17 protein-coding genes are annotated in these 22,834 nt (G+C 74.1%); 5 read left to right on the plus strand and 12 right to left on the minus strand.

The window, feature by feature from the left end; translation table 11 throughout:
• The first annotated feature begins 44 nt into the window (after nucleotides 1-44).
• Complete coding sequence (locus AC5L34_RS18595; protein ID WP_441176491.1) at nucleotides 45-965, plus strand: TAXI family TRAP transporter solute-binding subunit; 921 nt, start codon at nucleotides 45-47, stop codon at nucleotides 963-965.
• 206 nt (nucleotides 966-1,171) lie between these two features.
• Here AC5L34_RS18595 and AC5L34_RS18600 read toward each other — a convergent pair whose 3' ends face one another.
• The 3 genes from AC5L34_RS18600 to AC5L34_RS18610 all read right to left on the minus strand — a co-directional run bounded on the left by AC5L34_RS18600 (nucleotide 1,172) and on the right by AC5L34_RS18610 (nucleotide 3,807).
• Nucleotides 1,172-2,665, minus strand: a complete 1,494-nt coding sequence (locus AC5L34_RS18600) for a sensor histidine kinase (RefSeq protein WP_494826129.1) — start codon at nucleotides 2,663-2,665, stop codon at nucleotides 1,172-1,174.
• Nucleotides 2,666-2,674: 9 nt separating this feature from the next.
• Nucleotides 2,675-3,331 (minus strand): response regulator transcription factor, encoded by a 657-nt coding sequence (locus AC5L34_RS18605; protein ID WP_089001170.1) that lies wholly within the window; start codon nucleotides 3,329-3,331, stop codon nucleotides 2,675-2,677.
• 164 nt (nucleotides 3,332-3,495) lie between these two features.
• On the minus strand, nucleotides 3,496-3,807 hold the full coding sequence (locus AC5L34_RS18610; RefSeq protein WP_441176354.1) for a hypothetical protein: 312 nt from the start codon (nucleotides 3,805-3,807) through the stop codon (nucleotides 3,496-3,498).
• 115 nt (nucleotides 3,808-3,922) lie between these two features.
• On the opposite strand from AC5L34_RS18610, the gene AC5L34_RS18615 reads away from it, so the two are divergent.
• A complete protein-coding gene (locus AC5L34_RS18615) occupies nucleotides 3,923-4,261 on the plus strand; it encodes a DUF952 domain-containing protein (RefSeq protein WP_089001171.1) in 339 nt (112 codons plus the stop codon).
• 159 nt (nucleotides 4,262-4,420) lie between these two features.
• On the plus strand, nucleotides 4,421-4,963 hold the full coding sequence (locus AC5L34_RS18620; protein WP_441176353.1) for an acyltransferase: 543 nt from the start codon (nucleotides 4,421-4,423) through the stop codon (nucleotides 4,961-4,963).
• A 57-nt stretch (nucleotides 4,964-5,020) separates the two neighbouring features.
• Here the strand turns inward: AC5L34_RS18620 and AC5L34_RS18625 are convergent, their stop codons facing one another.
• The 4 genes from AC5L34_RS18625 to AC5L34_RS18640 all read right to left on the minus strand — a co-directional run bounded on the left by AC5L34_RS18625 (nucleotide 5,021) and on the right by AC5L34_RS18640 (nucleotide 11,381).
• Nucleotides 5,021-6,766 (minus strand): CDP-glycerol glycerophosphotransferase family protein, encoded by a 1,746-nt coding sequence (locus AC5L34_RS18625; protein ID WP_441176352.1) that lies wholly within the window; start codon nucleotides 6,764-6,766, stop codon nucleotides 5,021-5,023.
• Nucleotides 6,767-6,953: 187 nt separating this feature from the next.
• The gene (locus AC5L34_RS18630; RefSeq protein WP_357719358.1) at nucleotides 6,954-8,237 is read right to left on the minus strand and encodes a nucleotide sugar dehydrogenase; all 1,284 of its coding nucleotides are present in this window, start codon (nucleotides 8,235-8,237) and stop codon (nucleotides 6,954-6,956) included.
• A gap of 4 nt (nucleotides 8,238-8,241) precedes the next feature.
• A complete protein-coding gene (locus AC5L34_RS18635; RefSeq protein WP_494826134.1) occupies nucleotides 8,242-9,813 on the minus strand; it encodes a glycosyltransferase family 2 protein in 1,572 nt (523 codons plus the stop codon).
• Complete coding sequence (locus AC5L34_RS18640) at nucleotides 9,810-11,381, minus strand: glycosyltransferase family 4 protein (RefSeq protein ID WP_494826217.1); 1,572 nt, start codon at nucleotides 11,379-11,381, stop codon at nucleotides 9,810-9,812. The genes AC5L34_RS18635 and AC5L34_RS18640 overlap by 4 nt, the downstream gene beginning before the upstream one ends.
• A gap of 287 nt (nucleotides 11,382-11,668) precedes the next feature.
• On the opposite strand from AC5L34_RS18640, the gene AC5L34_RS18645 reads away from it, so the two are divergent.
• Nucleotides 11,669-12,946, plus strand: a complete 1,278-nt coding sequence (locus AC5L34_RS18645; RefSeq protein ID WP_494826136.1) for a hypothetical protein — start codon at nucleotides 11,669-11,671, stop codon at nucleotides 12,944-12,946.
• 15 nt (nucleotides 12,947-12,961) lie between these two features.
• On the opposite strand, the gene AC5L34_RS18650 is transcribed toward AC5L34_RS18645, so the two are convergent.
• Both AC5L34_RS18650 and AC5L34_RS18655 read right to left on the minus strand, forming a co-directional pair.
• Nucleotides 12,962-14,773, minus strand: a complete 1,812-nt coding sequence (locus AC5L34_RS18650) for a DUF6311 domain-containing protein (RefSeq protein WP_494826138.1) — start codon at nucleotides 14,771-14,773, stop codon at nucleotides 12,962-12,964.
• 103 nt (nucleotides 14,774-14,876) lie between these two features.
• Nucleotides 14,877-16,436, minus strand: coding sequence for a glycosyltransferase family 4 protein (locus AC5L34_RS18655; protein ID WP_441176489.1), 1,560 nt, complete (start codon nucleotides 16,434-16,436; stop codon nucleotides 14,877-14,879).
• Nucleotides 16,437-16,658: 222 nt separating this feature from the next.
• On the opposite strand from AC5L34_RS18655, the gene AC5L34_RS18660 reads away from it, so the two are divergent.
• A complete protein-coding gene (locus AC5L34_RS18660; protein ID WP_494826140.1) occupies nucleotides 16,659-17,840 on the plus strand; it encodes an acyltransferase in 1,182 nt (393 codons plus the stop codon).
• A gap of 141 nt (nucleotides 17,841-17,981) precedes the next feature.
• On the opposite strand, the gene AC5L34_RS18665 is transcribed toward AC5L34_RS18660, so the two are convergent.
• From AC5L34_RS18665 to AC5L34_RS18675, 3 genes are all read right to left on the minus strand, one after another.
• The gene (locus AC5L34_RS18665; RefSeq protein WP_441176346.1) at nucleotides 17,982-20,546 is read right to left on the minus strand and encodes a glycosyltransferase family 4 protein; all 2,565 of its coding nucleotides are present in this window, start codon (nucleotides 20,544-20,546) and stop codon (nucleotides 17,982-17,984) included.
• A gap of 81 nt (nucleotides 20,547-20,627) precedes the next feature.
• The gene (locus AC5L34_RS18670; RefSeq protein WP_494826143.1) at nucleotides 20,628-21,665 is read right to left on the minus strand and encodes a Gfo/Idh/MocA family protein; all 1,038 of its coding nucleotides are present in this window, start codon (nucleotides 21,663-21,665) and stop codon (nucleotides 20,628-20,630) included.
• Entirely contained in the window at nucleotides 21,662-22,771 is a 1,110-nt protein-coding gene (locus AC5L34_RS18675) for a DegT/DnrJ/EryC1/StrS family aminotransferase (protein ID WP_494826145.1), read from the minus strand. The genes AC5L34_RS18670 and AC5L34_RS18675 overlap by 4 nt, the downstream gene beginning before the upstream one ends.
• Nucleotides 22,772-22,834: the final 63 nt, after the last annotated feature.

A 22,834-nucleotide genomic window follows, 5' to 3' on the forward strand; every position in this document is an offset into this window, starting at 1 on the left:
TGAGTCGCACCCGGTCCCGCGGTGTCCGCCCGCGCCCCGTCCGTATGCCGGCACTGCTGGCGTTGCTGCTGCTGGTGACGTCGCCCGGCCTGACCGGCTGTCAGGACGCCCCCGACGCGCCGGTGCGGATCCGGATCGCGACCGGCAGCCCGACGGCGGTCTACCACGCCTTCGGGCAGTCGCTGGCCACCGTCCTCAACCGGGAGCTGCCGGGCGTGCGGGCCAGCGTGGTGGTGACCGCCGCCTCGGCGGAGAACGTCCGACTGGTCGGCTCCGGCGAGGCCGAGCTGGGTTTCACCCAGGCCGACGTGCTGCCGGCGGCACCGGCGGCGCACCCCTCGGTGGTCGCGGTCGCCCGGGTCTACGACGACCTGCTGCACCTGGTCACCACCGCCGGCGGGCCCGTCCGCACCCTGGCCGACCTGCGCGGCCGGCGGGTGTCCGTGGGCGCGCCCGGCTCCGGCACCGAGATCACCGCCATCCGGCTGCTGGAGGTGGCGCGCCTGGGCGGCGACCGGGTACGCCAGGAGCGGCTCGGCCTCGACGACTCGGTGGCGGCGCTGCGGGCCGGCACGATCGACGCGTTCTTCTTCTCCGGCGGGCTGCCGGTCCGGGCGGTGGAGCAGCTCACGGACGACAGCGCGACCCGGATCGTCGACCTGGGTGAGTGGACGGGGCCGCTGCGCGCGAGCAACCCGGAGGTCTACGTGTCCCGGGACATCCCCCGCTCGGTGTACGGGACGGATCCGGTGACCACGGTGGCCAACCCGAACTTCCTGATCGTCCGGGCCGACCTGCCGACGCCGCTGATCCGGGAGGTGACCCGGCTGCTGATGGAACGCCGCCAGGAGTTGGCCGCCGCGCACCCGGCCGCCGGCCGGATGAGCCCCCGGTCGGCCATCGCCACCGCCCCGCTGCCGCTGCATCCCGGCGCCGCCGACTGGTACCGCAACGCCAAGCCCTGACCCGCCACCCCCGACTGCCACCGCGCACAGGGCCCGGACCGCCCCACCCCGGCGTCGCCGACGTCGGCCTGACCGAGCACATCGGGGTGCGCGACTGCCACCGCACCCTCGAACCCCTGACCGGCCCCCCTCTGGCGTCGCTGCCGAGCTGCCCCGTCGGGCGGGGCAGGTCTCATGGACGGGGCAGCTCGACAGGCCCGACGGCCTCAGCGCTCGACCGCCCCCGCCGGGAGCGACTCGGCAGCGTCGTCACGGGCCGACGCGGCGGGAGCACCGGACACGGTGTCGGCGGGAGCGGCGTCGCCGCGCGCGGGGTCAGTGGGGGCGGAAGCATCGGGGGCGGGGAACCAGAGGCCCGCGACCAGCCCCCGTGGCTCGCCGCCGCGCATGGTCAGCCGCCCGTCCGAGGCGTCGACCAGCACGGCGACGATGGTGAGGCCCAGCCCGGCTCCGTCGACGTTCTGCACCTCCGGGGCCCGCCAGAACCGCTCGGTCGCCTGGCCGAGCTGGCTCGCCGTCATGCCCGGCCCGGTGTCGCGGACCTCCAACGCGGTGCCGTCGCCGTCGTGCCGGACGGTCACCGTCACCTCGCCACCGGCGTCGCTGAACTTCACCGCGTTGTCGATCAACGCGTCCAGGGCCTGGTCGATGGCGGTCGGCACGGTGCGCGCGTACGCCGGAGCGTCCTCGACCACCAGCCGCAGGGCGATGCGGCGGTGCCGGGCCAGCGGGTCCCAGGCGGCGACCCGGGACGCGGCGACGGCCGCCGCGTCGACGGTGACCCGCTGGTTCTCCCGCCGTTCGGCGCGGGCCAGGGTCAGCAGCGCGTCCAGCACGAGCGCCAGCCGGTCGGTCTCCTCCAGGGCCAGTTGGTGCTCGGCGCGCCCGTCGGCGTCGGTCAGGCTCGGCCCCAGCTCCTCCACCCGCAGCCGCAGCGCGGTCAGCGGGTTGCGCAGCTGGTGGCTGGCGTGCGCGACGAACGCCCGCTGCCGGTCCATCACGTCGGAGACGACGTCGGCCATGTGGTTGAAGCTGGCCGCCAGGCGGCGCAGTTCCGGCGGGCCGAGCCGGTGCTGCACCCGCGCGCCCCGGTCCCCCTCGGCGATCTCGTGGGTGACCGCGTCCAGCTCGGTGACCGGGCGCAGCACCCATCCGGCCAGCCCGAACGCGGTCAGCACGCAGGCCAGCACGGCGAGCAGCCCCGTGCCGGCCAGCGCCAACCACCACACCGTCACGGCCCGCCGGACCGCGTCCGCGGGCGTGGTGATGACCACCGCCCCGAGCACCTCGCCGCCGTCGTTGATCGGCACCGCCACCACGATCGGCCCGTCGACCCAGGGCCAGACCGACTCCGGCCCGCTGGCCTGCTGGCCGGAGAGCGCGGTGTCCAGCGCCTCGTGCGAGCCGGGGGCCGGCTGCCAGCTCTCCGAGGCCGCCACCGTCCGGCGGTCCCGGTCGACCACCGCCGCGCCGATGCCGTACAGGGCGTCGTAGCTGCGCAGCTCGTTGTCGAGCGGGCCCGGGGTGCCGCCCCGCAGCGCCGGCCCGGCCAGCGAGGCGAACCGGGTGGCGTCGGCGAGCCGGTCGGCGCGTACCCGGTCGGTCTCCCGGGTCGCCAGGGTTACCGCCAGCGGGGTCTCCAGCGCGATCAGCACCAGCACCATGAGCAGCAGGTAGCTGATCACCAGTCGACGTCGCACGGCGTCACCTCACTCGCCGCGCAGCCGGTAGCCGACCCCGCGTACGGTCTCCACCAGGCCGGGGTCGCCCAGCTTGCCGCGCAGCGACCCGACGTGCACCTCGACCGTGTGCCCGTCGCCCCAGGTGGTGCCCCAGGCGTCGAGCAGGATCCGGTCCCGGGCGACCGCCACCCCGGGCTGCCGGGCCAGGGAGAGCAGGACGTCGAACTCCTTGCGGGTCAGCGCCACCGCCCGGCCCTCGACGGTGACCGTACGGGCGGCGACGTCGACGCGTACGGGCCCCACCTCGATCAGGTTGCGCTCCGGCACGGCGTGCGCCGCCCGGCGCAGCACCGCCTCGATGCGCGCCTGGAGCTCGGTCATGGAGAAGGGCTTGACCACGTAGTCGTCCGCGCCGAGCCGCAACCCGAGCACCCGGTCCCGTTCCTCGCCCCGGGCGGTGACCGCGATGATGCCGAGCTGGCTGCTGCGCCGCCGCAGCTCCCGGCACAGGTCGGTGCCGTCACCGTCGGGCAGGGTCAGGTCAAGCAGCACGAGGTCGCAGGGGGCCGCGCAGAGGGCGGCGGCGACGGTCGCGGCGTGCTCCACCTCGTACCCCCGGCGGGTGAGGGCGGCGGAGAGCGCGGCGGCCACCCGGCGGTCGTCCTCGACCAGCAGGATGCGCACCCGGGGCCCCCATTCGTCGGTCTGTCGAACCGAATGGTGGCAGAAGTACGCCCGCGACGGGAGAGCCGGCCCCGCACGGACCGCTCCCGGGGCGGGCCGGGTGAGCGGTCGGGGCGGCCGGGTGGGGCGGCCGGGGGCGCGCCGGCGGCGGGCCGGCCGGCAGGTCAGAGGCCGAAGACCTCGTCGGCCGTGGCGTCGTGGACCCCGTCGACGAAGCCCCGGAAGCCGGGGTCGTCGTGGCTGGCGGGCACGCTGGTGACGAGCTCGCCGGTGGCCTGGGTGACGGCGTCGACCAGGGGCGGGTAGTCGATCTCGGCGTCCGCGAGGGTGTCGTCGTCGGCCTGGCCGAGGTTGATCACGTGCTGCACGTCCTCGGCCGGCGTGTCCGGGTCGGCCGCCCACTCGCCGCCCGCCCGGTGGCACTCGTCGTACAGCGCCCGCTGGCTGTCGGTCCAGTCCTCGTCGTAGCTCTCCATCGCCATCCCTCCGCGACCCGCTGCCCCGAGCATGCCCGTAGGCGGCGGCCACCCGGGGCGGTACCGGGAAACCGGGACGGCCGCGGGCGGGACCGGCCGCGCGTAGGCTGCCCGGGTGATCTACAAGCTGCTCACCACCACCGAGTGGGACGACGCGCTGGCCGCGGGCCACTTCGAGGGTACGGCGGCGGACCGCCAGTCCGGGTTCGTCCACCTCTCCGGCGCCGACCAGGTGGTCGAGACCGCCCGGCGGCACTACGCCGGCGCCACCGGGCTGACCCTGCTGACCGTCGACCCGGACCGGCTGGGCGTCGCGCTGCGCTGGGAGCCGTCGCGCGACGGCGCGCTCTTCCCGCACCTGTACGGCCCGCTGCCGGTGCCCGCCGTCGTGGCCGCCGACGCGCTGCCCGCCGACCGGCCGGCCGCCGACGCGGTGGCGGCGCTGCTCGGCTGAGGGGTCGCTATGCTACGCCGAGTCCGCTCCCCCGGCCTCGCCTCCGCGCCCCGGGGCGGGTGTGGCAGAACCGATCCGCGCGATCGACGCCCGCCCGGCGTACGCCGACGTGGATCACCGACGGCGCGACGCCGCGCCCCGAGCCATGCGAGTTGAAGGATGACTGACAGCAGTTCCCTGTCCCCCTCCGTCTTCGTCCACCCGACGGCCGACGTCGAGGAGGGTGCCCGCGTCGGCGACGGCACGAAGGTCTGGCACCTGGCCCACGTCCGGTCCTCGGCGCAGGTCGGCGCCGGCTGCGTCATCGGCCGCAACGTGTACGTCGACGCCGGCGTCACGGTCGGCGACCTGGTGAAGATCCAGAACAACGTCTCGGTGTACCAGGGCGTCACCATCGAGGACGAGGTCTTCGTGGGTCCGTGCGCGGTCTTCACCAACGACTTCCGGCCCCGGGCGCAGAACCCGGACTGGACGATCACCCCGACCCTGGTCCGCAGGGGCGCGTCGATCGGCGCCAACGCCACTCTCGTCTGCGGCATCGAGGTCGGCGAGTACGCGATGATCGCGGCCGGGTCCGTGGTGACCCGGGACGTGGCGCCGTACCAGCTGGTCGCCGGCAACCCGGCGCGCCCGAAGGGCTGGGTCGACGAGCGCGGCGAGGTCGTCTCGCGGGACGTGGAGAACCCGCCGCAGCGGGGCTGAACGGACGACGCGGGGGCGGTGACCGGCACCACCGGTCACCGCCCCCGCGTCGACGCGTCAGCCGCAGAGCCGGTCGACCTCCGTCCGGAACCGGTCCATCGCGTTCGGCTCGTCCGGGCCCAGCAGGTACGTCTTCAGCTCCCGGCGCGCCTCGGTCATCGGGTCGTCACCGGCCCGGGTCACCGCGACGATCTTCGGCAGCTCCCCGCAGTCCGCACCGAGCAGGTACGCGGCCCGCGCGGTGGGGTACCGGCGGCGGAACTCGTCCTCGGGCAGTCCGGCCGGGTTCGCCACGACGTACGGCCGCTGGCTCTGCATGAAGTCCGAGACGACGCTGGAGATGTCGCTGACCAGCAGGTCGGTCTGGTTGAAGCAGTCGAACAGCCCCGGCGCCCGGCCGGTGACCACGAGGTGCGCGTCGCCGGCCAGCGAGGTCGCGTCGCTCTGCCCGCCAGCGGCCCGGATCCGACGGACGATCCGGTCGTTGGCCGACCGGGCCTTCGCCGACCGGCTGCCGGTGAGCGGGTGCGGCTTGTAGATCACCCGCACCCCGGGGGTCGCCAGCAGGCCGGCGACGATCCGCTCGCCCATCAGCACGACGGAGGTGTGGTAGACCTCCTCCTCCAGCCAGCCCTCCCACGTCGGGGCGTACAGCACGGTGAACGGCCGGCCGGTGGCCGTCGAGCCGAAGGTGTGCACGCCGGCCAGCTGCGGCCGGCCGATCTCGATGATGTCGCGGTCGAGCACGCCGACGCCGCTGAGGGCGTAGCGTTCCCGCCCCGCCGGACCGGCCACCCAGACCTCGTCGTACACCTTGCTGTAGGGGTTGACGCTGGCCTGCTTGTCGCTGTCGCCGTGGCCGACGAAGACGTGCTTCACGCCGGGCTCGCGCAGCAGGTGGATGTTGGCGCCAACGTTCGCCACGTAGAGGGCGGCCCGGAGGCTGCCCAGTTCGAGGTTCATGAAGTCGGTGCCGGCGGGTACGCAGACGACCGGCAGGCGGGTGTCCGCGAGCGCCCGGAACGCCTCCTCCTGGCGCATCAGCACCACCGCCCGGCGGCCCGTCGCCTCGACCGGGGCGAGCCACATGTTGGCCTGGTAGACGTCCTTGACCGGGCCGGCGAAGTAGAGGGCGAGGTCCGGCTGTTCCCGGGCGAGCCAGCTCTGCACGACCGGCAGCGCCGAGGTGGCCCGGCCCCGCCCGCGCAGCCACGTCAGCGCGAGCACGGCGGCGACCAGCGCCCCCGCCACCAGCGTCACCGCCGCGGTGAGCACCACCGGCGCCACCTCGTCGGCCAGCACCGCGACCACGGCGGCCGGTACCAGCAGCAGGTTCAGCAGGGGCAGTCGCTCCCCCTCGACGGCGACGGCCCAGGCCGGCGGTCGGGACGCCCCGGAGGACCGCCCGAGGTCGATGTTGCGGACGAAGGCGACGGCGGCGGCGCCCCGATCGCCGAGGCGCGCCAGCACCCCCGTACCGAGGGCGAGCGCCAGCAGCACCGCGGGCAGCAGCAGGACCAGGACCAGCGCCGTCGGGCCGGGGCGCAGCGTCGTCACGATCAGCAGGACGACCGCCAGGTCCCGGGCCAGGTGCCGGTGGAGCTGCCCGATCCCGGCCTTCTCCAGCAGTTCCCCGCCGGCCGGCCGGCGCAGCAGGGTGAGTTCGCCACCGATGGCGACCAGGCCGGCGAGCGCGAAGGGGACCACCCAGCCGAGGGCCCCGGCCAGCACCATGACGGCGTACGACAGCAGCAGCGCGCCGATGAGCCCGGCGTCCGGCTGCCTGCGCAGTTTGCTGAACAAAGACACTCTCCCCTGTCGATCACCGGCGAATCCGGGCAGGTGCGACCTTAACGTGGCATGTCCTTCGAGTATTGCCGGGGTGTCGCGTGGCCCACCGGCGGGCGGCGCGCCGGCCCACGGCGGCACCCCGCTCGACGCGACGGGGCCCCGGCCGTTGTCGACCGGGGCCCCGTGACGCGACGGCGGATCAGCCGCCGATGACCACCCGCCGTACGCCCGCCCAGCGGGCCGGGTCGGTGACCCGGCGGCCGTCCACCAGGACGGTCACGCCGGGCAGGTCGGACGGGCTGAGGGTGCGGTACTCCGCGTGGTCGGCCTGCACCACGGCCGCGCCGAGGGACTCCCCGGCGTACGGCGGCAGGCCGTGCGCGGTGAGCTCCTCGGCGGTGTACATCGGGTCCGAGACGTACGGGCGGGCGCCCCGCTGCCGCAGCGCCTCCACGGTCGGGAAGACACCGGAGAAGGCGGTCTCCTTGACCCCGCCCCGGTAGGCGGCGCCCAGCACCAGCACCCCGACGTCGGTCAGGTCGCCGTACGCGGCGGCGAGCAGGTCCACCGCGTACTCCGGCATGGCCGCGTTGGCCTCGCGGGCGGAGCGGACGACGGTGGCCGCCGGGTCGTTCCACAGGTACATGCGGGGGTAGATCGGGATGCAGTGCCCGCCGACCGCGATGCCCGGCTGGTGGATGTGGCTGTACGGCTGGGTGTTGCACGCCGCGATGACCTTCGTGACGTCCACGCCGACGGTGTCGGCGAAGCGGGCGAACTGGTTGGCCAGCCCGATGTTGACGTCCCGGTAGGTCGTCTCGGCCAGCTTCGCCAGCTCGGACGCCTCGGCGGAGCCGAGGTCCCACACGCCGTTGGGGTGCTCCAGGTCGGGCCGCTCGTCGAAGTCCAGCACCGCCTCGTAGAAGCGCACGCCGTGCGCCGCCGACGCCTCGTCGATGCCGCCGACGAGCTTCGGGTAGCGGCGCAGGTCGGCGAAGACCCGACCGGTGAGCACCCGCTCGGGGCTGAACACCAGGTGGAAGTCCTTGCCCGCGGTCAGCCCGGAGCCCTGCTCGAGCATCGGCGCCCAGCGGTTGCGGGTGGTGCCGACCGGCAGGGTGGTCTCGTAGCTGACGAGGGTGCCCGGCTTCAGGCCGGCGGCGATGGCGCGGGTCGCGTCGTCCATCCAACCGAAGTCCGGCACGCCCTCGGCGTCCACGAAGAGCGGGACGACCACCACGACCGCCTCGGACTCGGCGACCGCGGCGGCGGTGTCGGTGGTGGCGGTCAGCAGCCCGGCGGCCACCGTCTCCTTGAGCTTGACGTCCAGGTCGGTCTCGCCCGGGAAGGGCACGGCCCCGTCGTTGACCAGCCCGACGACCCGCTCGGAGACGTCGGCACCGATCACCCGGTGGCCCTTCGTGGCGAACTGCACGGCGAGCGGCAGGCCGATCTTCCCCAGCGCGACGACGCAGATGTTCATGGAACTACTTTCCTCCTAGTGGAAGCCTGCGCCGCAGGCGGGCCACCACCCGGCGCAGCGTCACCGGCGAGACGGCGATCACCAGGTGGCCCTTGTGGTTCGTGGTCGTGGTGAACACGTACAGCTGTCCGCCGTGTCGGTGGAGCACCCGCTGCCGGACCGGCGGACGTGGCCCGCGCAGCGGGGTGGAACCGCTCTCCCCGGCCGCCACGGCGGTGACCCGGACGGTCCGGGTCCGCCCTCCCGGCGGGAGGCCGGCGAGCAGGTCGACGGCCCGGAACGTGACCCGGACGGTGGTCCCCAGCGGGTCCTCCGTCAGGCCGGTGACCGTGCCGGCGGCCGACCCCACCTTGAAGGTGAGCCCGCCGTCGGCGAGCTCGGCGAGCTCCGGCCAGGGGCTGCGCGCGACGACCGTCAACGTCCTCTCCCCGCCCCGGTCGGGGGACCAGGTCGCGGAGACCGCCTCCAGCCGGGCGAGCCACTTGGGGTCGGACCGGCTGACCTCGAACCACTCCTCGGACAGGGCGGATCGGGGGTCGCCGAAGCCAGGGTACAGGGCGTACCAGCGCTCGTCCTGCACCACCGTGGGCGGCAGGCCCTCTTCGACGTCCTGCCTGATCACCGCGCGAAGGTCGGCGAGCGACCCGAGCCAGGCGGCGCCGATACGGACCCGGGCGGTGACGCCCAGCCGGTTCCGGATGGAGTCCGTGAGGTGCTTGCGGGCCAGGTTGGCCACGCCCGCGCGGACCTGCTCCTGGACGTCGGGCTCCAGCGTGAGGAAGTCGTCCTGGAGCAGCTTGGCGATCTCCCAGGTGAAGTGGCGGTACAGGATCGCGTCGCGCCGCTCACCGGGCTCGATCAGCTCCGCCACCACCTCGACGACGCGCTCGACGCCGCGCAGCCGCGCCAGGTGGTTGCTGCGGTAGGTGATGTTGCCGGCGTTGAGCCGCTTGACCGCGTAGTAGTAGTCGTAGTCGGCGAGCACCGAGATGCGACCGGCCCGCAGGCAGGCCTCCAGGGTGAAGGGCTGGTCGCTGCCGACCGGCATGTCCTCCGGGAAACGCAGCCCGTGCTTCTCGATCAGGTCGCGCCGGAACAGCTTGGTGTTCGACAGGGCGAACGGCAGCGCGGAGGCGAAGAGGTCCACCTCGTCGCGGGTGCTCTCGAAGATCGCCTGGTGGACGTAGCGCTCGTTGACCCCGACCATCCGGCCGAGCAGCACGTCGGAGCCCCACTCGTCGGCGGCGGCCACCATCCGGGCCAGCGCCTCCGGCCCGAGGTGGTCGTCGGCGCCGATGAACAGGACGTACCGGCCGGTGGCGTGCTCCAGCGCCCGGTTGCTGGGGGCGGCCGGGCCGCCCGAGTTGGCCTGGTGCAGCACCTTCACCGTGCCCGGGTACGCCGCCGCGAAGCGGTCCAACTCGGCGCCGCTGCCGTCGGTGGAGCCGTCGTCGACCGCGACGACCTCCAACCGGTCCAGCCCGATGGTCTGCTCCACCAGGGAGGTCAGGCACCGGGTGAGGTCCGGCATCGTGTTGTAGACGGCCGTCACCACCGTCACGTCGGGCGTGGTCACGCGCCGACCCGCAGGGCTGGCGGCTCGGCGCCCGGGGTGGTGTCGTCGCCGCCGGCGCCGCGACCGGCGGGCAGCAGCCGGGAGTAGACGCCGTCCAACACCCGCGCCTGCGCCTCCCACGTCCACGACTCCAACAACCCCGGACGCTCGTACGCCTCCCGATAACGCCCCGGATCCGCCAACACACCCCGCACCACCCGCACGAAGTCCCCCACATCCTCCGCCCGGAACACCTCACCCTGACCCGTCGACCGCACCGTCTCCGCCATCGTCCGCACATCACTGACCACCAACGGCAACCGCGCATGCGAATACTCGAAGAACTTCGTAATCAACGCGATCTCATGATTCGGCCAATGATGAATCGGAATGACCCCCACCGAAGCCCCCGACAAGAACGGCACCACCTGATGATGCGGCACGTACGACAACACGTGCACCCGCCCCGCCACACCCAACTCCCCCGCCCGCACCACCAACCCCTTCACGTACGCGGAGTCGGGCTTGTTGACCACGAAGGCGACGTGCGTGTCGGGCAGCTGCGGCAGCGCCTCGACCATGACGTCGAGGCCCCGCCGCGCGGCGGCCACGCCGCTGTAGACCAGCAGCGGCACGTCCGGCCCGATCCCGCACAGTTCGCGGATGTCCGGGGCCGGCTCGTCGCCGGGGCCGGGCAGCTCGGCCAGCGCGGGGGCGTTGAGCACCACCTCGGGGCGTTCGGCCAGGCGGTGCTCCTGCTGCAACAGGTCGGCCAGCCCGCCGGAGACGGTCATCGCCGCGTCGGCGTACGGCACGAACTCCCGCTCGTGCGCCATGTTGCCGGGCAGCCAGCGGACGTTGTCGCGCCACGCCTGCACGCCGGGCAGGTACTCGTGGGCGTCCCAGACGACCGCGATCCGGCGGCCCTGGGCGGCGGCGCGCAGCTTGGCCCGCGCGGCCACCCCCAGCATCCGGAAGTCGTTGGCGTGGATCAGGTCCGGCCGCAGTTCGTCGACCGTCGGGCCGTAGGCCAGCTCGTAGTCCCACAGCCCCGGCTCCAGCCGCCGCCAGGCGCCGTCGCCCTGCACGGTCTGCCAGAACTTCGTGTACGCCCGGTCCAGCGGGCCGTCGAGCTTCTTGCGGCCCTGCCGGGACCGGGTGAGCTGCCAGTGGCGCAACGAGACCCAGCGGCGGGCCACCCCGGCGGCCAGCTCCTCGGCGCGCAGCGCGTGCCACCGCAGCGGTGACGGGCGGCGGGCGCCACCGTCGCGCGCGGCCACCGTCAGCGCGGCCCGCCGAAAGGTCAGGTCCGCCCGCCAGGCCTTCATCGCCTGGCTGCGGTGCGCGGCGATCCCGGTGGGCGGGTACGCCAGCGGCCAGCGCAGCCAGCCGCGGCGGAACTCGTGCCGGCGCTTGGCCAGCGGCTCGGGCATCGGCAGCAGGCGCACCTCGGCGTCGCCGAGCCGCCAGCTCTGGGAACGCCCGGCGGCTGTGCGACCGAGCAGGACGACCTCCCAGCCGGCGTCGGCGGCCGAACGGGCGGCCTTCTGGACCCGGGAGTCACCGTTGACCCCGTTGTCGACCAGCATGACAACACGCCCCCGGGCGCCGGCGCCGCCGTTCAGCCCCATCGTCTGCTTCTCCGCCTCTGCCCGGTGCCGTCCGGCCGGGTCACCCGGCCCGGATCCCGAGCGATTGTACGAAACCGCCGGCCGGCGGTCTCGCACCATGGATTGTGGGAAAGCGCGGGTCGGCATCGCCTCCGCGCGCCCCGGAGCGTACCCTCCCCGCTGTCCGTCCCGGCGCCGACCGCGTCGTTGCGCACCCCGCGCGAGGAAACTGTCAGCCGGATACGTTCCGCCGGAAGTAGGGCGAGATGTCGAGTAACCAAACACGCGGTGCCGCGCCGGCGGACGGTCGGCCCGCCGCGCCCGACGCCCGGCGGGCCCGCGTCCGGCTGGTGCTCGGCCTGCTCGCCGCGGCCGCGCTCGGCAGCCTGCTGTGGTGGGGCCGCTGGGAAACCGCGCCACAGCACGCCTATCCGGACACCTACTGGTACGCCCGGCAGGCGGCCACCATGACCGGCACGCCCTCCGCCGAGGCGGACCGGTTCGCCGCCCGGCTGGTCTGCCGTAAGGGCATGCCGAGTCCGCGCCCGGGTGTCTCCTGCGTCGCCGCGACCCGGCAGTGGGCGGCCGACATGCCCCCGCGCTACCAGCGGATCTTCACCACCCGACCCGGCTACTCGCTGACCACGGCACCGTTCGTACTGGTCTTCGGGGAACGGGGCATGGTGCTGGCCACCGCCGCGCTCGCCGTACTGGCCGGCGTGTTGGCGGCCCTGGCGGTGCGGCTGCTCGGTGGAGGCCTGGTCAGCTCGCTCGCGGCCACCGCGCTGCTCTTCCTGCTGCCCACCGGCTTCTGGCTGAGCCGGCTGCTGGCCGAGGCCGGCGCGACGGCGTTCGCCCTGGCCGCGCTCTGCGCCGCCGTACCCCTGCTCCGGCCGGGCGGGACGGCGCGCGGCCGGCTGCTGCTCGGCGGCGCGGTGCTGGCGGGGCTGCTCGCCTCGACCGTCACCCGGCCGGCCACCGGCCTGCTGCTGTCGGCGGCGCTGACGGCGGTGTTCGCCGCGCTGACCCTGCTCCGCCGCCGCCGGGCCGGCTGGGAGCCGGGGCTGGTCGTGCTCACCGCCGCGTGTGGCGTGGCCACGGCGGTCTGGCTCGGCCTCAGCGCCGCGCTGGACATCCCCGGCGCGGCGGAGACGCTTCAGGACAAGTTCACCGTGCACTTCACCCGGCCGGACGTGCCCGACCCGTGGCCGCGCCTGGTGGAGCTGAACCGGGACTTCTGGCCCGCCCAGCTCAACGCCTGGTGGAACGGGGGCGCGCCGCTGGCCGCCTCGCCGTTCCTCGCCCTGCTGCTGGTCGGCTTCGCCGCCCTGTTCCGGGCGCTGCCCGGGCGGGCCGCGCTGCTCTTCGCCACGACCGGAGCGACCGGGCTGCTCACGCTGGTGGCCCACCCGAAGGAGTCCGAGGCCGACCGGCTGGTCCTGGTCATCTGGCTGCCGGTGGTGGTGGGCCTCGCCATGCTGCTGGGCAGACCCGCCCGGCCCACCTCGGACTCCGCCGGCGAACCGGGGCAGCCCCCGGCGTAGGAACCGCCCGTCCGGTCAGCGGGTCAGCGGGCGGACGTCCCAGAGCCAGACGTCGTCGACGCGCCGGCCCGGACCGAAACAGGCGTCCAGCGCCGAACGGAGCGCCTCGGCGCGGGGATGCCGCGGCAGCGCCACGGCGTCCGCCCGCCAGTGCCGCACGTCCAGCTCCGCCTGCGCCCGTTCCGCGGGGGTGATGGTGACCGGTGCCGGTCGTCTGCCGGTGGCCACCTCCGTCAGCAGGGCCGCGGTGGGCCGGGGATCCACCCCCCACCGGCCGGTGTCGTCGGTGGGCGAGGTCGGTCCGAGGAAGTAGCCCTGCGGTACGGCGAAGCCGACGCCCCCGGCGGCGCCCCAACGCACCGAGGTCATGTTCTCCACCGGCACCGGCACGAGCGTCCGCCCGGGCGCCACGTGGTCGCGCCATCCGCCGGCCGTGACGAACCGGGGCACCTCCGGGCGTCCCACGGCCGGCAGCGGGGTCGGCAGCAGCGGCACCAGGGCCACGGCCAGCGCCACCGCGACCAGCGGCCGGAGCGGTACGACGCCCACCCGGGCCGGGATCCGACCGGAGAGCAACCGGTCCACCACGATCGCGACGAGCACCCCGAGTGCGGCCGTGGTGATCAGCGCGAAGCGGGCCACCACCATCGCGTCGACCACCGGCAGGCCGTTCAACAGGCGGAACGGGCCGGGAACCCCGGGGCCGCGGACCGCCCAGTTGATCGTGTTGCCCAGCGAGAAGAGCGCGGCCAGCACCGCCGTGAAGCCCAGCACCCGGACCAGGTGCTCCCGGCGCAGCCACGCCACCGCGGCGACCGCCAGCAGCACGAGCGGCCAACCGTAGAAGCTGGCCTCCTCGGTCACGTTGGCGGCCAGCCGGCGGTCACCCTGCGGGCCGCCGGCCAGCGATTCCGTCGCGTAGCTGAAGTAGGAGGCGAGCCGCAGCGCGTACTTGTCCGGGTCGGTGGGGTGGCCGCTGCGGTGCTGCGGGCCGAGGAACTGCATCCAGAGCGGGTACGCCGTCACCAGCAGGGTCAGCGCGCCGGCCACCCCCAGCACGGCCAGCGCCCGGGGGGCCGCCGCCAACGCCGCCCGGGGTCGGAACAGCACGTGCCCCAGCAGCGCCATCGCGCAGGCCAGGGCGAGGATGAAGAGGATCTCGACGCTGACGAAGAACTGCGCGGAGACCAGGCCGCCGAGGATGAGCCCGTCGCGCAGCGGACGCCCACCCCGGGTCAGCCGGGCCACCCGCCACACGATGAAGGGGATCAGCCACTGCGCGGTGATGTGCGGGTGACCGTTGCTGTGCGAGACCAGGGCCGGCGCGAAGGCGCAGCAGGCGGCGCCGACCAGCGCCGCCGCCCGGTTGCCGACCACGTGCCGGGAGAGCACCCAGTACCAGGCGAGGCCGGTGCCGGCCAGGTTGAGGGTCATCAGCACCAGGTACGACAGCGCGGCGCCGCCGAGCAGGGTGACGGGCGCGAGCAGCACGCCGGGCAGCTGGATGCCGACGTTGGTCATCAGGTTCACGCCGTCGGGCGCGTTCTGCAACCGGGTGAAGAAGGGGTTCTCCAGGTTGGCCACCGCGTGCGCCGCGTGGGCCAGCATCCACTCGTTGAAGTCCTGGTCCGCCGGCTGCGCGCCGAGCACCCGGCCGCGCACGTCCCGCCAGCCCCGACCGGTCACCCAGAGCGCGCCGGCGAGGAGGACGAGCACGGCGACGAGGTCCGGCCGGCGTCGGCGCGGCTCCCGGGGCGGATCAGCCGGCGCGCGCTCCTCGGCGGCGTCGGTGGACAGGTCGGTCGCCGGGGGTTGCGCTGCGGTCACGGTGCCCGATCCTACTCATGGCGACGTGCTCCACAGTGCCCCCGCTCCGGCCGCGTCGCCGCCCGCTGCGCGCCCCGTCGCCGCAGGCGGCCGGACCGTGCGGTCAGACCCCCACCTGCCGGGACGGGTCGGCGGCGGAGCCGTGCGTCGGGGCGGGCGGGTGGTCCGGCAGCAGCCGGGAGTAGACCCCGTCCAACACCCGCGCCTGCGCCTCCCACGTCCACGACTCCAACAACCCCGGACGCTCGTACACCTCCCGATAACGCCCCGGATCCGCCAACACACCCCGCACCACCCGCACGAAGTCCCCCACATCCTCCGCCCGGAACACCTCACCCTGACCCGTCGACCGCACCGTCTCCGCCATCGTCCGCACATCACTGACCACCAACGGCAACCGCGCATGCGAATACTCGAAGAACTTCGTAATCAACGCGATCTCATGATTCGGCCAATGATGAATCGGAATGACCCCCACCGAAGCCCCCGACAAGAACGGCACCACCTGATGATGCGGCACGTACGACAACACGTGCACCCGCCCCGCCACACCCAACTCCCCCGCCCGCACCACCAACCCCTTCACGTACGGGGCGGCCGGGCGGGGCACGACCAGCGCCACGTGGGCGTCGGGCAGTTCGGTGAGCGCCTCGACCATGATGCCGAGGCCCCGCTGCTCGGCGGCGGCGCCGCTGTAGACCAGCAGCGGCACGTCCGGCCCGATCCCGCACAGCTCGCGGATGTCGGGCACCCCGGCGCCGGCGCCCGCCGCGTCCGCGCTGCTCGGGGTGTTCAGCACGACGGTGGGCTGCTCGGGCAGGTGGTGCCGCTCGCGCAGCAGGTCGGCCAGCCCGTCGGAGACGGTGAGCACCGCGTCGGCGTACGGGGCGTACTCCCGCTCGTGCGCGGTGTTGGCCGGCAGCCACCGGGGGCTGTCGTTCCAGCGCCGGATGCCGGGCAGGAACTCGTGGGCGTCCCAGACCAGCGCGACGCGCCGGCCCTTGGCGGCGGCCCGCAGCTTGGCCCGCGCGCCGACCCCGAGCATCCGGAAGTCGTTGGCGTGGATCAGGTCCGGCCGCAGCTTGTCGACCACCGGCCCGTAGGCCAACTCGAAGTCCCACAGTGCCGGGTCGAGCCGTCGCCAGGCGCGGTCGCCGGCCACCGTCTGCCAGAACCGCGTGTAGAGCTGGTCCACCGGCGTGGCCAGGCCCTTGCGTGCCTCCTGGGCCCGGCTGAGCTGACGGCGCCGCAGCGACACCCAGCGGCGTGACACCTTCGTCGCCAGCAGCTCACCGCGCAGCAACTGCCGGCTCAGCGTCAGCCCGGCGGAGGAACGCCCCTCCCCGCGGGCCTGGCTCAGCGCGCCGAGCCGCGCCTCCAGGTCGGCGCGGCGGGCGCGTACCTCCTGCTCGCGGCGGGCCGCGATCCCGGTGGGCGGGTAGGCCAGCGGGCCGCGCACCCAGTGGCGGCGGAACTCGTGCGGTGGCCGCGCGAGCGAGGTGGTCATCGGCAGCAGCCGGACCTCGGCCCCGCCGAGCTGCCAGGTCTGCACCTTGCCGGTGGCCGAGCGGCCCAGCAGGACCACGTCCCAGCCGGCCTCGGCGGCCGAGGCTGCGGTCTTCTGCACCCGGGAGTCGCCCTCGACGCCGTTGTCCACGAGCATGACCACCCGGCCACGGGTGGCGGGGGCGGCCGGTCCGGCGGCGCCGTCGGTCATGGTGCCTCCTCGTTCTGTGCGGCCCCGTCGGGCCCCGGCGAGTGTACGGCAGCGGCAGTTGCCCGGAACGCCACGACTGCCGGTGCGTCGGGGGCGACCGACGGCTGTCGACCCACCGGCCGCAGCATCGTCGGCGGACGCGACCGGCCGGGGCACTAGCATGGCCCGGTGACCGCCTCCCACCCTGTCAACGTCGCGCCGGCCGCCGGGTCCGGCCCCGCTCCGTCGCCGGCGCCGCACCGGCCGGACGCAGCCACCGTCACCACGGACCCGGGCCCGCAGCGCCCCGCCGGCGGACCACCGCCACGCGAGTACGGGCTGGACGCGCTGCGGGTCGTGGCGATCTGCGGCGTGGTGGCGATCCACGTCTTCGGCGTCATCGTGGGCCAGGACGACCTGCGCGGCAACCTCGGCTGGTGGGTGGCCACCGCGATCGACATCGGGGCGATCTGGACCGTACCCGCGTTCATCATGATCAGCGGGGCGTTCGTGCTCGACCCCCGGGCACACCGGGCCGGCCCGGCGGCGTTCTACCGCAAGCGGTTCGCCCGGATCCTCCCCGCCATGATCGTGTGGCACGTGGTGTACGTGGTCGTGGTGCGGATGGCGATGCGCGGCGAGGAGATGAGCCTCACCCTGCTGACCCGCCTGCTGATCGACGGCAAGGTCTTCACCGCGCTGTACTTCCTCTGGCTGATCGCCGGGCTCTACGTGCTCGCGCCCGTCCTCGCGCCGTTCCTGCACGCCGGTGGGCGGCACCGGGCGCTGGTCACCGCCGGCGTCGCGCTGGGCTGGACGATGGTCGCCTACATGATCCCGGGCATCGCCCTCATCCTCGGCGACTCCCGTCCCAACATCCTGACCAGCTGGAACCGGTGGTGGCCGTACGTCGGCTTCTTCATCGCCGGCTGGGCCCTGCGCCGGGTCGTGCTCAACCGGCTCTGGACGGCGCTCGCCCTGCTCGGCGCCGGCCTGCTGCTGGCCGAGGCGATCTGGCAGTTCGGGGTGGCGCCCCAGCACCGGCTGCTCCAGGCCACCTTCCCGGTGATGGCGACCGGCACGCTGGTCGCCGCCGCCACCCTGCTGATCTTCATGGCCTCGGTGAGCATCGGGTCCCGGGTCACCTGGCGCCCCGCGGTGGGCCGCCTGGTGACGCGCCTCTCCGACGCCTCGTTCGGGGTGTTCCTGATCCACCTGCTGGTCTTCGAGGTCTTCCGGCAGCTCATCCCCGACGTGGAGGCGGGGCGGTCACTGGAGGTCATCGGGTTGACCTACCCGGCCGTGCTGGTGATCTCCTTCGCCGTCTCCATGCTGGCGTCGAAGATCCCGTACGTCCGCGCGGTCTTCTGACCGCCCCCACCGCGAGCGCCGACGGCGGCCCGGACGATCGGAATCGTCCGGGCCGCCGTCGCTCGTGGGCCCGGGCCTGACGGCCGACGGCCGCCCGCCTCCCGCCTCAGCGGGGGGACGGACGGCCGCCGGCGCGTCGTCTCAGCGAAGGAACGAGGTGAGCTGACGGGCCGTCCAGGTGCCGTCGTGATAGGTGCGGGCGTACTCGGCGGAGGCCAGGCCGATCTTGGCGGTCGCCTCCCGGTCGTCGAGCAGGGACTCCACGACCGAGGTGAGGTTGGTCGGGGTGGCGTTGACGATCGGCAGGTCGCCGCCGACGGTCTTCGTGACCTGCTCGCTGAGGTAGGCCACCACCGGCTTGCCGGCGGCCATCGCCTCGACCGCGAAGGTGCCGAAGCTGCCCGTGGTGAACTGGTCGAGCACCAGGTCGCAGTCGCGGACCAGCTCACGCATCTCGGCCCAGGCGACCCCCTCGGCCAGCCGCAGCTCGATGACGCCCCGGTCGTGCAGGGCCTGCATCGCCGGCAGGATCCGGTCGGTGCCCTTGGTCCACCGCTTGGACGGCGCGTGCAGCACCAGCGGCCGGGGGCGCTGCATCACCGGCCGGTCGCAGGCCCAGGCGTCGACGTCCACCACCAGCGGGGCCCACGTCGCCCAGGGCAGGTCCTCGAGCAGGTCCGGCGTGGTCACGAAGGCCGGCAGCCCGGACTCCTCCGCCACCCGGCGGTTGCGCTCGGCCTTCTTGCGCAGCTTCGCGGCGATCCCGTCGGGCGCGTCGCTGAACAGGGAGAACTCGTGGCGCTGCTGGTGGCGGTCCGGGTGCCGGATCTCGCTGCCGTGCGCCAGCAGCGCGACCTTGATCCCGGCCTTGCGCAGCGCCGGCAGGTCGCCCTCGATGTTGTCGCCGTTGAGCTGGCCGAACAGCGGCATGAACGCGTCCACCAGCACGTGGGTGTACTGGCTGAGCACCCGGTTGAGCTGCTCCAGCTGGAAGTCGAGTTCCGGCTGCCGCAGCGAGTCGAGGTAGATGTCCGCCGGGTAGTCGAACGAGCCGGGCAGCTTGTTCATCACCACCTGCACCGACACGTCGGTGTTGTCGCGGCAGATGGCCCGGGCGAAGGCGGCGGCCTGGCCGGCGTAGTTGGCCGGACCGAGACCGAGGCGGATCGGCGTGTCACCGAGCTCGCGCCAGCCGCCCAGGGGACGCGGCTCGGCGGTGCCCGTCGACGGCGCGGTGACCGGGCGCTCCTGCACCGTCCACGGCACGTCGCGCGGGCCGGCGGGCGCGACGCCGGAGAGGTCCCGGTAGAGCTGGAGCAGCTTGCTGCTCTGCCGCTCCCAGGACAGGTCGTCGAGGATCGGCTCGCTGATGTGCGCGGCCAGCTCGGCCCGGCGGGCGGTGGCCCGGCGTACCGCCTCCGTGAAGCCCGCCACGTCGCCGGAGGTGAAGGTCTCCCCGATGTCGTGCCCCTCGACGAACGCCCGGACCACCTGCACGTCGCTCGTGACCAGGGGAAGGCCGGCGTGCAGGTACTCGGAGACCTTCGTCGGCAGGGACAGCTCGCAGTTCGGGGTCCGCTGGAACGGGATGAGGCCGAGGTCGGCGGAGCTGAGGTAGTCGGCGACCTCGTACGGGGCGACGTAGGGAACCACGTGCACCCGGTCGCGCGTGCCGTTCGCCTCGGCCCGGGCGAGCAGCTCCTCCAGCAGCGGGGTCATCCGGCCGCTGACCAGGGCCAGGTGGTGCTCCGGCAGCTGCGGCAGCGCCGCGATGACGGTGTCCAGCCCGCGTTCCTTGCCGATCCAGCCCGCGTACACCATCAGCGGCACGCCCTCGGCGATGCCGGCACGCTCCCGTACGGAGGCGGTCACGGCGCCGCTGCGGATGCCCTCGCGCACCGGCGAGTTTCCCACCACCATCGGGGTCTTCGGCAGCCCGTACTCGGTCTGGAGCTTCTCCGCGATCTGCTCGGAGACGGTGACCACCGCGTCGGCCCGGCCGATGAACTCCCGCTCGGCGGCCCGCACGCCGCTGGCCTGCTGCGGCTTGGGCCAGGCGACGCCCTGCACGTACTCGTGGGCGTCGTAGAGCCAGACGCAGCCGCGCCCACGCGCCCGCAGCCGCGCGGCGCTCATCGCCGCGGTCGGGATCGTGTTGATGTCGTTGGCGTGGATGACGTCCGGCTCCAGCTCCTCCAGCACCGGCCCGAACGCCAGGTCGATGTCGAGCAGCGTCGGCCAGTCGGTCCGCCAGTCGCCGGTCGGCGGCAGCGGCTGGGTGCTGTGGAACTGTTCCCAGCCCCAGGCCCGCAGCCGGAACTGGTGGACCGCCTCGTGCGCCCGTAGCCAGGCGCGCGGCGGAGGGTTGCGCTTCGCCGTCTGCGACCGCAGCCAGGCCTGGTGCGAGGCGCGGTAGCGCGCCAGCGCGGACTTGTCCGGGATGCCGAACTGCGTCAGCGTACGGCGGACCCGGTGCTCGCGGGCCGGCCGGCGCGACAGGGTCTGCGGCACCGGCACCCGGATGACCTGGATCGGCCCCATGGCGGAGCGCTCCGGCTCGCCCTTCTTGCGGCTGCTCCGGCCCACCAGGACCACGTCCCACCCGTCCCGGGCGGCGGCGATGGCGGTCTTCTGTACGCGGGAGTCGCCGGTGATGCCGTTGGCGACCAGTACGACGAGCCGCGGCGCTCGGCGGGGCGTTGACATGCGCTGTCCTTCGTGGAGGAGGGCTGGCGGTGGAGGGTGCCCGACCGCGGTCCGCCGGACGCGGACCGCGGTCGCCCGGGGTCAGCGGGTGGAGAGGGTGTCCCCCGCCGGGGACGCGGTGCCCGTGCCCACGGCGATCGTGCTGCCGTCGGTCGCGGAGCGCAGGACGGCGCCGGCCACCTCGACCGTTCGCAGGCCCTGGCGCAGGGTCACGATGTCGCTCTCCTTGCCCTCGACCGCGTCGCGGAAGCGCTCGTGCTCGACCAGCAGCGGCTCCCGCTTCGGGATCGCGTAGCGCACCATGTCGCCCTCGGCGACGCCCCGGAACGCGCGCAGCGCCTCCCACTCGGTGTCGATGGCGCCGTTGGCGTAGAAGGTGAGGTCGGCGGTGAGGGTGTCGGCGACGAAGCAGCCCCGGTCACCGGTGATCACCGTGGACCGCTCCTTGAGCGGGCTCAGCCAGTTGACGAGGTGGTTGACCATGGTGCCGTCGGCGAGCTGCCCCACCACGGCGACCATGTCCTCGTGCAGCCGGCCGCTGCGCGAGACCGTCCGGGCCGACACCGAGGTGTATTCCTGGCCGGTCACCCAGCTGGTCAGGTCGATGTCGTGGGTGGCCAGGTCCATCACCACGCCGACGTCGGCGATGCGGTGCGGGAACGGGCCCTGCCGGCGGGTGACGACCTGGTAGACCTCGCCCAGCTCGCCCGCCTCCAGCCGGGTGCGCAGGTTCTGCAGGGCGGGGTTGTAACGCTCGATGTGCCCCACCCCGGCCACCAGGCCGGCGGCCTCGAACGCCTCGACGAGCCGCATCGCCGCGTCCACGCTCTGCGCGAGGGGCTTCTCGATCAGGGCGCTGACGCCGTTGGCGGCCAGTTCCATGCCGACCTGCTCGTGCAGCGCCGTCGGGCAGGCCACCACCGCGTAGTCGACGCCGAGGGCGAGCAGGTCGCCGAGCTCGGGTACGACCGGTGCGCGCAGCGTGCCGGTGGTGTCGCCGGCCGGGTCGACGATGCCGACCAGCTCGACGCCGTCCAGGCCGGCGAGGACGCGGGCGTGGTTGCGGCCCATCGCGCCGAGGCCGATCAGGCCGGCGCGCAGCTTGCGGCCGGCGCTCATCGGGCACCCCCGGCGAGGTTCGCGCCCTCGGCGATGCGCTCCAGCTCGGCCTCGGTCAGCGAGGGGTGCACCGGCAGGGAGACGACCTCGGCGGCGGCCCGCTCGGTCTCCGGCAGGTCCCAGGGGCCGGGCTTGCCGTCCTCGGTCAGGTAGGGCTTGAGCCGGTGGATCGGGGTCGGGTAGTAGACGGCGTTGCCGATGCCCAGCTCGGTGAGGCGCTGCTGGGCGGCGTCCCGGTCGCCCTGCACCCGCACCGTGTACTGGTGGTAGACGTGCCGGGCGGCGTCGGCGACCGGCGGGGTGACCATGCCGGTGATCTTCGAGTCGAGGAACTTGGCGTTGGCCCGGCGCTGCTCGGTCCACTCGCCCAGCTGGCCCAGCTGGACCCGGCCGATGGCCGCCGCGACGTCGGTCATCCGCATGTTCGCGCCGACGATCTCGTTGGCGTACCGCTGCTCCATGCCCTGGTTGCGCAGCAGCCGCAGGGTGCGGGCCAGCTCGGCGTCGCCGGTGCTGACCATGCCGCCCTCCAGGGCGTGCATGTTCTTGGTCGGGTAGAAGCTGAAGCAGCCGGCGGTGCCGAAGGCGCCGACCGGGGTGCCGTTCAGCGCGGCGCTGTGGGCCTGGGCGGCGTCCTCGACGACGGCCAGGCCGTGCCGCTCGGCGATCGCCATGATCCGGTCCATCGCGGCGGGGTGGCCGTAGAGGTGGACCGGCATGATCGCCACGGTGCGCGGGGTGACCGCGGCGGCGACCGCCTCGGGGTCGAGGCAGAAGCTGCCCGCCTCGATGTCCACGAAGACCGGCTCGGCGCCGACCAGCCGGACGGCGTTCGCGCTGGCCGCGAAGGAGAACGACGGCACGATGACCTCGTCACCCGGGCCGAAGCCGAGGGCCATGAGGGTGAGCTGCAGGGCGGAGGTGCCCGAGTTCACCGCGACGCAGTGCCGCCCGGCGACCAGCTCGCCGAACTCCTCCTCGAAGGCCGCGACCTCGGGACCCTGCACCACCCGGCCGCTGCGGAGCACCCGAACAGCCGCTTCGATCTCGGCGTCACCGATGATCGGCCGCGCTGGGGGAATGAACTCTGGGTGCGGCCCAGCCATGGGGCATCCTCCTGTGTCAGATGGTGCTCGGGTGGGGTTCGGGGTGCGATACTAGCCCGTTGC

The sequence above is a fragment of the Micromonospora sp. ZG13 genome, assembly GCF_059359355.1.

Coding starts and splice junctions, on each gene's coding strand:
- AC5L34_RS18595 (WP_441176491.1), top strand. CDS start 45: ATGCCGGCACTGCTGGCGTTGCTGCTGCTGGTGACGTCGCCCGGCCTG.
- AC5L34_RS18610 (WP_441176354.1), bottom strand. CDS start 3,807: ATGGAGAGCTACGACGAGGACTGGACCGACAGCCAGCGGGCGCTGTAC.
- AC5L34_RS18620 (WP_441176353.1), top strand. CDS start 4,421: ATGACTGACAGCAGTTCCCTGTCCCCCTCCGTCTTCGTCCACCCGACG.
- AC5L34_RS18630 (WP_357719358.1), bottom strand. CDS start 8,237: ATGAACATCTGCGTCGTCGCGCTGGGGAAGATCGGCCTGCCGCTCGCC.
- AC5L34_RS18640 (WP_494826217.1), bottom strand. CDS start 11,381: ATGCTGGTCGACAACGGGGTCAACGGTGACTCCCGGGTCCAGAAGGCC.
- AC5L34_RS18645 (WP_494826136.1), top strand. CDS start 11,669: ATGTCGAGTAACCAAACACGCGGTGCCGCGCCGGCGGACGGTCGGCCC.
- AC5L34_RS18655 (WP_441176489.1), bottom strand. CDS start 16,436: ATGCTCGTGGACAACGGCGTCGAGGGCGACTCCCGGGTGCAGAAGACC.
- AC5L34_RS18665 (WP_441176346.1), bottom strand. CDS start 20,546: ATGTCAACGCCCCGCCGAGCGCCGCGGCTCGTCGTACTGGTCGCCAAC.
- AC5L34_RS18670 (WP_494826143.1), bottom strand. CDS start 21,665: ATGAGCGCCGGCCGCAAGCTGCGCGCCGGCCTGATCGGCCTCGGCGCG.
- AC5L34_RS18675 (WP_494826145.1), bottom strand. CDS start 22,771: ATGGCTGGGCCGCACCCAGAGTTCATTCCCCCAGCGCGGCCGATCATC.